The sequence below is a fragment of the Spongisporangium articulatum genome (assembly GCF_044465595.1).
GTDB lineage: Bacteria > Actinomycetota > Actinomycetes > Actinomycetales > Kineosporiaceae > Spongisporangium > Spongisporangium articulatum.
This window is the reverse complement of the sequence record NZ_JBITLV010000010.1, coordinates 87,552-94,453: the sequence shown is the minus strand read 5'-3', so window position 1 is coordinate 94,453 and position 6,902 is coordinate 87,552. Positions and strand designations below refer to the sequence as shown.

6 protein-coding genes and 1 riboswitch are annotated in these 6,902 nt (G+C 66.6%); all 6 genes read right to left on the bottom strand.

From position 1 onward, the window contains the following. Positions 1-96: 96 nt before the first annotated feature. Positions 97-2,427, bottom strand: coding sequence for a heavy metal translocating P-type ATPase (locus tag ACIB24_RS22680; protein ID WP_398284485.1), 2,331 nt, complete (start codon positions 2,425-2,427; stop codon positions 97-99). A 135-nt stretch (positions 2,428-2,562) separates the two neighbouring features. Then, positions 2,563-3,201, bottom strand: a complete 639-nt coding sequence (locus ACIB24_RS22675; protein ID WP_398284484.1) for a DUF305 domain-containing protein — start codon at positions 3,199-3,201, stop codon at positions 2,563-2,565. Positions 3,202-3,289: 88 nt separating this feature from the next. Beyond that, positions 3,290-3,733 carry a DUF6153 family protein gene (locus tag ACIB24_RS22670; protein WP_398284483.1) on the bottom strand — a complete coding sequence of 148 codons (444 nt, stop codon included), beginning with the start codon at positions 3,731-3,733 and terminating at the stop codon, positions 3,290-3,292. 109 nt (positions 3,734-3,842) lie between these two features. Then, on the bottom strand, positions 3,843-4,586 hold the full coding sequence (locus tag ACIB24_RS22665; protein ID WP_398284482.1) for a C40 family peptidase: 744 nt from the start codon (positions 4,584-4,586) through the stop codon (positions 3,843-3,845). Positions 4,587-4,652: 66 nt separating this feature from the next. Next, positions 4,653-4,827: riboswitch (cyclic di-AMP (ydaO/yuaA leader) on the bottom strand. A gap of 171 nt (positions 4,828-4,998) precedes the next feature. Next, positions 4,999-6,147: a sensor histidine kinase gene (locus tag ACIB24_RS22660; RefSeq protein WP_398284481.1), complete on the bottom strand. Its 1,149-nt coding sequence runs from the start codon at positions 6,145-6,147 to the stop codon at positions 4,999-5,001. 1 nt (position 6,148) lies between these two features. Further along, the gene (locus ACIB24_RS22655; RefSeq protein ID WP_398284480.1) at positions 6,149-6,862 is read right to left on the bottom strand and encodes a response regulator transcription factor; all 714 of its coding nucleotides are present in this window, start codon (positions 6,860-6,862) and stop codon (positions 6,149-6,151) included. Positions 6,863-6,902: the final 40 nt, after the last annotated feature.

The following is a 6,902-nucleotide window of genomic DNA, read 5'->3' as shown; positions in this document are numbered from 1 at the left end:
ACGAGATCGTGTCCGACATGCCCAGCTCCAAACCGCCAAGCATCACGCTCGGCGTGTCGAGCCAGACCCAGTTACACCGTTAATCAGACAGTCCCGTTACAGATGCTGTGCGCGGAGGCGCAAGGCATTGCTGATGACGCTCACGGACGAAAGGGCCATGGCGGCAGCGGCGATCATCGGGGAGAGCAGGAGCCCGAACGCCGGGTAGAGAATGCCGGCCGCGACAGGAATTCCGGCGACGTTGTAGACGAACGCGAAGACGAGGTTCTGGCGGATGTTCGACATGGTCGCCCGGGACAGCTTCCGGGCCCGGACGATCCCGGTCAGGTCGCCCTTGAGGAGGGTGACGCCGGCGGACTCCATCGCGACGTCGGTACCGGAACTCATCGCCAGGCCGACGTCGGCGGCGGCGAGCGCGGGTGCATCGTTGACGCCGTCGCCCGCCATCGCGACGACACGGCCTTCTGCGCGGAGTTGTTTGACGATGTCGCTCTTCTGGTCGGGAAGGACGTCGGCCTCGACCCGGCTGATCCCGAGTCGACGACCGACCGCCTCGGCCGTGACCCGATTGTCACCGGTGAGCATGACAACCTCGATGCCTTCGGCCACGAGAGCTTTGAGCGCTTCCGGGGTGGTGTCCTTGACCTGGTCGGCGATGGCGAAGATCCCTGCGACCTGGTTGTCGACGCCGATGAAGATGGCGGTCGCTCCGTCGGCGCGGAGCCGGTTGGCGTCAGCGGTGAGATTGCTCGTGTCGAGTCCTTCCCCGCCCAGGTAGCCGGCGCTGCCGATCAGGACCCGGCGGTTCTCGACGATGCCGACCGCTCCCTTGCCGGTGGGTGAGTCGAAGTAGGTCACATCGGGGATCGGCAGACCCGAATCGGTAGCTGCCTTGACGATCGCGCGGGCGAGGGGGTGTTCGGAGGAGCGCTCCACTCCGGCGGCGAGCCGGAGCAACTCCCGGTCGTCGAAGCCGGCCAACGGGACGACCCGGGTGACTGAGGGGCGACCCTCGGTCAGGGTGCCGGTCTTGTCGACGACGAGGGTGTCGACCTTCTCGAGCAGTTCGAGCGCTTCGGCGTTCTTGATCAGGACGCCGAGCCCGGCGCCACGCCCGACGCCGACCATGATCGAGACCGGTGTGGCGAGGCCAAGGGCGCAGGGGCAGGCGATGATCAGGACGGCGACGGCGACGATCAGCGCGTGCGCGAGCCGGGGGTCGGGCCCGACGAGGGCCCAGATGACAAAGGCGATGACCGCGGCGGCGATGACGGCCGGGACGAACCACGCGGCGACGCGGTCGGCCATCCGCTGGATCGGCGCGCGGGAGCGCTGGGCGTCGGCGACCATCTGCACGATCCTGGCGAGCATGGTGTCGCGACCGATCTTGTCGGCGCGGACGATGAGCGACCCGGTCTGGTTCAGGGTGCCCCCGATGACGGCGTCACCCCTGGCTTTCGTGGTCGGCATCGACTCGCCGGTGACGAGGGACTCGTCGAGCAGGGACCGGCCGTCCTCGACGATCCCGTCGACGGGCATCTTCTCGCCGGGGCGGACTCGGAGCCGGTCACCGATCTGGACCAGGTCGAGGGTGATCTCCTCGTCGGACCCGTCGGCGGCGAGCCGGTAGGCGGTCTTCGGGGTGAGGTCGAGCAGCGCACGGATGGCTCCGGAGGTCTGCTCGCGGGCGCGCAGTTCGAGGACCTGCCCGAGCAGGACCAGCGTCGTGATGACGGCTGCGGCTTCGAAGTAGACATCGACCGCGCCGTCCATGCGGAACGCGTCGGGGAAGATGCCGGGTGCGATCGTGGCGACCACGCTGAACAGCCAGGCGACACCGGTGCCCATCGCGATCAGCGTGAACATGTTGAGTTTCAGCGTCCGTACCGAGACCCAGCCGCGCTGGAGGAAGGGCCATCCCGCCCACAGCACCACCGGGGTCGCCATGGCGAACTGGATCCAGGTGGACGCCGTCGCCGAGACGAGGTCGTGGATCGCAGGGACCAGGTCTCTGCCCATGCCCAGGACGAGAACGGGTACGGACAGGACGACGGCAGCCCAGAAGCGCCGGGTCATGTCCGCGAGTTCAGGGCTGGGTCCGGAGTCCGCGGTCACCGTGACCGGTTCCAGAGCCATCCCGCAGATCGGACACGAGCCCGGCCCGGGCTGCCGGATCTCCGGGTGCATCGGACAGGTCCACTCCGCGACCTGGTCAGCTCCCGTGGGGGAAGCGGCGGGCCGGTTAGCGAGGTAGGTGTCGGGGTCGGAGGTGAACGTCGCCCGACAGTGCCCGGAGCAGAAGAAGTACTCCTGCCCTGCGCGCTCGAAGCGGTGCTCAGCGGCAGCCGGATCCACATCCATCCCGCAGACCGGGTCCTTCACGAGCGCATGCGCCTGCGATGTATTCGATCCCGTGCTGGTACTCATACCCTCACGGTACCCCCCGGGGGTATCTTGTCAAGGCTTGGGTCACAGGCGATGTTGAACGCCGGCTTTACCGCGAAGTGCGCCCCGCGCGGTAGATCCGCACCCCGGCATCACGGGGTGCGGATCTACCGTCTACTAGCCGATCGAGTTCAGAAGGCCTTGCATGTCTGCGATCTCGGCCGTCTGGGTCTCGATGATCGAGGTTGCCAGTTCCTTGGCTGCAGCGTTCTGTCCGCTGGTCAGTTCTGTCTTGGACATCTCGATGGCGCCGGCGTGATGCTTAGACATCAGGGTGAGGAACTCGGTGTCAGCTTGAGTTCCTTGCGCCTGCTTGAGCTGGTTCATCTCGGAGTCGCTCATCATGCCGTCCATCGACATCCCACCCATGTCCTGGCCAGCCATGGTGGTGTCCGGCACTGGCTCGCCCCAGCCCTTCAGCCACCCGCTCATTGTGGTGATCTCAGGCGTCTGAGCGTTCCTGATCTGGGTGGCGAGGGCCCTGACCTTGGCGTTCTGCGTGCTCGCGAGGACGAGGTCGGTCATCTCGACGGCCTGCGCGTGGTGGGAGATCATCTGCGTGCTGAACGTGACGTCGGCGGCATTGTGCGGGCCCGAGGCCGGCATCGCCGGACCGGATGAACTCTGCCCCATGCCTTTCATCGGGGTCATCGAGGTCCCAGACGACATCGTGCCGTCACTCCCGCCACAGGCGCTGAGAGTGACGACAGCCGCAGCCAAAACGGCGGCAGCGAGGGCGTGCTTGGCGTGCTTCATGAGAGGGATTGCCTTTCAGGTTCTGGACATGGACAGGGCTTGGCGATCCGTTCGGAGCCGTACTGAGCAGCTCGCGCGGTCGGCCCTGTCACACCCGCAGAACGCAGAGACTCCCCAGTATCGGTGGACGATCCGGCGGCCGTGTGATGACGGCTTCGAGAGGTGACCCCGCTGCCATCCAATGGCTGGACCTACGGCCGGTAACGACCATGAGCGCCAGCAGGAGAAGGACGGTGGACAGGAGGACGGCCAGGCAATCGGCCATCAGCTGGTCCATCGGACTCGCAGCGAGCGCAGGGACATGGAAGCCGGTGTCAGCGCGGGGTGACTCGACGACCCCCAGTTCGGCCGGCGAGTGCATGCCGTCAGTTGAGGTGGTCATCGCCGTCGTATGCGTCATGTCGGCGGGAGCGAACATGCCGGCCATGGAGTGCTGCGAGCTGAGACCGTGCATGGCCAGGAGACCAAGCAGCAGGGCAAGAACTGCGAAGCCCCGCAGACGAGCCCGCCAGAGATGATCGCCGATACGCATTGGCAGAAACGGTAGGCGCGTCCTATGCCGGGAACCCGGGTTCGGGGCCCTCTGACCACCCATCTTCACCGAATCTTCAGATTCGACGGGGTGCTCGGTTGACCACTGCTTACCCGGTCACGCGGGTGAAGACCACATCTGCACTCCAAATGTCGCGCTTGGACACAGACTTGCCGCTGCGTGGAGAGTCGTACATCAGGTTTCCACCGGCGTAGATTCCGTTGTGGTAGGCCCGGCCGCCGGAGACGAAGAAGACGAGATCTCCGGGACGGGCGTCGGCCCGGGAGATCTGCCGGGTGGCGTTCAGCTGCTGGTCCGCCGTCCGCGGAAGGGATACTCCGAGCTGCCGGTAGACGTATCCGGTGTACCCGGAGCAGTCGAAGCCGTTCGGGGTCGTGCCGCCGTACAGGTATGGCGTTCCCACGTAGCGGGCAGCGATGGCCAGCACTGCGGAGCCGTTGACAGCGGCACCCGGAGCAACGGTTCCCGCAGACCCAGCGGAACTCCCGGCTGCGCCAGCTGAGGTCTCTGCCGAGGCAGGCCGAGCGGAGCTCTTGATCGCCTTGAAGGCTGACTTCTCGAAGGTGACCTGGGCGGCCGCCGGGGCCGTCAGCCCCGAATTCTGAACCGAGAGGGACGAGGCCATGGCCAGCGCGCTGGCCGGCATCGCTGCGGTCACCATCCCGCCTTCGGCAGACCGGCCCGTCGTAGCCGCCGCGGTAGTCCCTGCCAGTGCGGGTATCGCACCGCCGGCGATCAGACCGGACGACATGGTGAGGACGAGGCCGGTCTTGCCGACTACCGTCAGCGGTGACGTCAGCGCGGTGAGCTGGCCGGTGATGGCGTCGGCCACGTCCGACATCGGTGTGGTTGGTCGGTGGGGTGATCGGTGGCGTGCGGAGGCGCGCTCGGACAACGGTTTCCCTCTCCGGACGCCTACGAGGTCAGCTGTCGGGTTCGGATGGGAGTTCACCCGGCCTGCCGCCCCTGAATGCGGCGGCGAGCTTCACCCCAAGGCCGAGACGCAGGTACGCGCTCGGCCGAAGTTCTTGGGTCCCCCGCCTCTGCCATGCGGAGTGTCGCAGCCCGACGCGGTGGCAGAGCTCGGCGTCCGATCAGGCACCACCTCGCGGAGCGCGAGGAGGCGAGGCTAAAGTTATCCGGGAGGCAGTGGGTACGTCACGTTCCGATCACGGCACTGACCGCCTCTGGACCCGCCGCACGCATGATCCGAGCGGCGTCTGCGCAGGTCAGCAGGCCGTGGATCAGCCTTCTTGAAGGTTCTCTGAAGAAGGCACCCGGACGTGCTCAGAAGTGTTCTCGATCGGAAACTCCAGGGTGAAGGTCGACCCCAGACCGGGTCCGTCGCTGACTACGGAGATCCGTCCGCCGTTTGCTTCGACCAGGGACTTTGCAATGGCCAGTCCGATGCCGGATCCACCGCGGAGCCGGTCGCGGGCGGTGTCGACCCGGTAGAAGCGATCGAAGATCAGGGGTTGGTGCTCTGCCAGGATGCCGTCTCCGGTGTCCGTAACGGACAGGTGCACCCGCTCCGATGATGCCCACGTCGCGATCGTCACGGCGCCGGTCGGTGGCGTGTGCCGTAACGCGTTGTCCAGCAGGTTGCCCAGCACCTGGCCGAGACGCTCGGCATCGGCCCGGATCGTGGGTGTCGGCTCGATCGTGGTGAGCAAGTGGACGCCCTTGGCCTCGAAGCGGCTTCCCGCTGCGAGAACTGCTGATTCGACCAACCGCGCCGGGTCCACGGAGCCGGCCTCGGGCCGGGGCCGATCAGCTTCGGCCCAGGAGACCGCCGCCATGTCGTCGGTGAGCCGGGCGATCCGGGCGATCTGCAGCGTAAGCACCGCCGCCGTCGAGGCGTCGAGTTCGACGACGCCGTCGAGGATGCCCTCGATGTAGGCCTCGATCGTCGCCACCGGCGTGCGAAGCTCATGCGCCACGTCTGCCAGGAGTCGCGACCGGGTCCGTTCGTCGCGCTCCAGGCGTGCCGCCATGTCGTTGAAAGCGATCACGACATCGTCCACCTCAGGCCCGAGCCCCCCGGTCTCCACCCTGACGTCGTACCTGCCCGCAGCCACCTCGGACGCGGCCTCGGTCAACGGACCCAACGTCCGCGACAGCCGGCGGCTCAGGTAGAGGGCGAGAATTGCCGAGAAGAGCAGAGCCGCAAGCAGGGACACCGCGAAAGCGATGGAATTGGCTGTCGTGAAAGCCTCGTCGGCATGGACGAGAACGCCGGTCGCGACCTGCGGCAGGGCGTTGTGCAGATGATGGTGGAAGATCCGCGGAGCGATCAACGCTCCGACCACCCATCCCACGATGGATCCGAATGCCGTTACCGCGATGATCACGACGAGAAGCCTTGCCGCCGTGCTGTTCACCTTGCCTGGCATCTCACTCACCGATCCGGAACCCGACGCCCCGGACGGTGTGCAGGTACCGCCGATTGCCAGGGCCGTCGGACAGTTTGCGCCGCAGATGCCCGATGTGGACATCGACCAGATTCTCGTCCCCGACCCAGCTCTCGCCCCAGACGATGTCCAGGATCTGCCGGCGAGTCAGCACGGTGTCACGTCGGGCCCCGAGGGCGGCCAGGACGTCGAACTCGATCGGCGTCAGCTCCAGAGGTGCTCCTGCCAGACGCACCTCACGCCGAGGCCGATCGATCGTCAGGTCACCGATCACCAGGTCGCCAACGGGTCGACCTGATCGAGGCCGGCGGAACATCACCTCAACGCGGGCCACCAGTTCTCTTGGACTGAACGGTTTCGTGATGTAGTCGTCGGCTCCAGCAGCCAGACCGCGGAGCTTGTCCGCCTCGCCTGCGCGAGCGGTAACCATGATCACGTAGCAGTCGGAGAATGTCCGAAGCTCGCGACACAGCTCGACGCCATCCAACTCAGGCAGCCCGAGGTCCAGGATGACGAGGTCCGGATGTTCAGCGCGTGCCTTGTCCAGCGCCTGCTGACCGTCGCCGGCCAGGTCGACGTCGAAACCCTCTCGGCGCAGGTAGCCAGCGATCATCGACGCCAGGTGGATCTCGTCATCGATGACGAGTGCGCGCCGACCGCGAGAGGAGCGCGCGCTCAGTCCCGTCGAGTCGTCCACCAGAACATCATCGACCACACACGTCCGCGGGTGTGCGAGG